The 1,434-nt window shown below is 73.7% G+C and carries 2 protein-coding genes; one reads left to right on the top strand and one right to left on the bottom strand.

Going from position 1 to position 1,434, the window contains the following annotated elements; genetic code table 11:
• Nucleotides 1–117 precede the first annotated feature (117 nt).
• The gene (locus GKQ77_RS32730; protein ID WP_219692779.1) at nt 118–900 is read left to right on the top strand and encodes a sulfite exporter TauE/SafE family protein; all 783 of its coding nucleotides are present in this window, start codon (nt 118–120) and stop codon (nt 898–900) included.
• A 27-nt stretch (nt 901–927) separates the two neighbouring features.
• Here the strand turns inward: GKQ77_RS32730 and GKQ77_RS32725 are convergent.
• Nucleotides 928–1,434: class F sortase (locus GKQ77_RS32725; protein ID WP_219692778.1), on the bottom strand; the 507-nt coding region annotated here is incomplete at its 5' end.

Genomic DNA, 1,434 nt, shown 5'->3' with positions numbered 1-1,434 from the left:
CCCCGACCGCGCCACGGCCACCGGCCCCGAGCCCCGGGCCGCCCGCTGAACGGCCGCCTGGACGGCCGCCCCGGGCCGACCGCTGAGCGGCCTCCCGCACGGCATAGGGTCGCGATCATGCCTGACATATCCATGACCACGGTCGTCGTCCTCTGCCTCGCCGCCCTCGCGGCCGGCTGGATCGACGCCGTAGTCGGCGGCGGGGGACTGCTGCTGCTCCCCGCCCTGCTGCTCGGCCTGCCCGGCGGCACCCCGGCCGCGCACGCCCTCGGCACCAACAAGGCCGTGGCGATCGTCGGCACGACGGGCGCCGCGGTGACGTACGTCAGAAAAACCCCCGTCGACGTGCCCACCGCCGTCCGCATCGGCCTCGCCGCGCTCGCCGGGTCGATGGGCGGCGCCTTCTTCGCGGCCGGGATGAGCACCGACGTACTGAAGCCCGTGATCATGGTGGTGCTCGTCGCCGTCGGCGCCTTCGTGATCCTGCGCCCCGCCTTCGGCACCGCACCCTCCGCCGAACCCGCGTCGCCGAAGCGGGTCCTCGCCGCGATCGGCCTCGCGGGGCTCGGCATCGGTTTCTACGACGGCCTCATCGGGCCCGGCACGGGCACCTTCCTCGTGCTCGCCCTGACCGCCGTGCTCCACCTCGACCTGGTCGCCGCGTCGGCCACCGCCAAGATCGTCAACTGCTGCACCAACGCGGGCGCCCTCGCGATGTTCACCTGGCAGGGCGCGGTCCTGTGGCAACTGGCCGCGCTGATGGCCGCCTTCAACCTCGCGGGCGGCATGTTCGGCGCGCACACCGCGCTGAAGAAGGGGAGCGGTTTCGTCCGGGTCGTGCTCCTGGTCACCGTCTTCGGACTCGTCGCCAAAATGGCGTACGAGCAGTGGGTGGCCTGACCGAGCGCGTGCCGCGGGTGGACGCCGTCAGCGCACCGCCGTCAGGTGCGCGAAGACCACCACATTGCCCTGGTAACCGGTGCGTTTCGAGTACTTTCCGCCGCAGGTGATCACCCGCAGCTCGGGGCGGGGAGCGGCGCCGTACACCTTCTCGTCGGGGAAGTCCTTCGCGTCGTACACCTCGTTCGCGTCGACCGTGAAGACGGCCACGCTGCCGTCCCTGCGCTCGATCTCGATCGTGCGGCCCTTGCGCAGCGCGCCCAGCTCGTAGAAGACGGCGGGGCCCTCCTTGTTGTCGACGTGCCCCGCCACGATCGCGGTGCCGCGCTCGCCGGGCGTGGTGCCGGCCTCGTACCAGCCCGCGAGGTTCTTGCGCCCGGCCGGCGGCACGTCGAGGCTGCCCTGCGGGGTCAGGGCGAGGCCCATCAGGGGCGCGTCGACGCCGATCGCGGGGATCCGCACCCGGTCGGGCGGCGACGGCGGCAGCGGCGCGGTGCCGGGGTCGGGGTGCGCGGCGCCCGGCCGGGTCGGGGC

Source organism: Streptomyces anatolicus (assembly GCF_019400875.1).
Classification (GTDB): domain Bacteria; phylum Actinomycetota; class Actinomycetes; order Streptomycetales; family Streptomycetaceae; genus Streptomyces; species Streptomyces anatolicus.
Note: the sequence above shows the minus strand (reverse complement) of the source record. Positions and strands in the feature narration are given on the sequence as shown.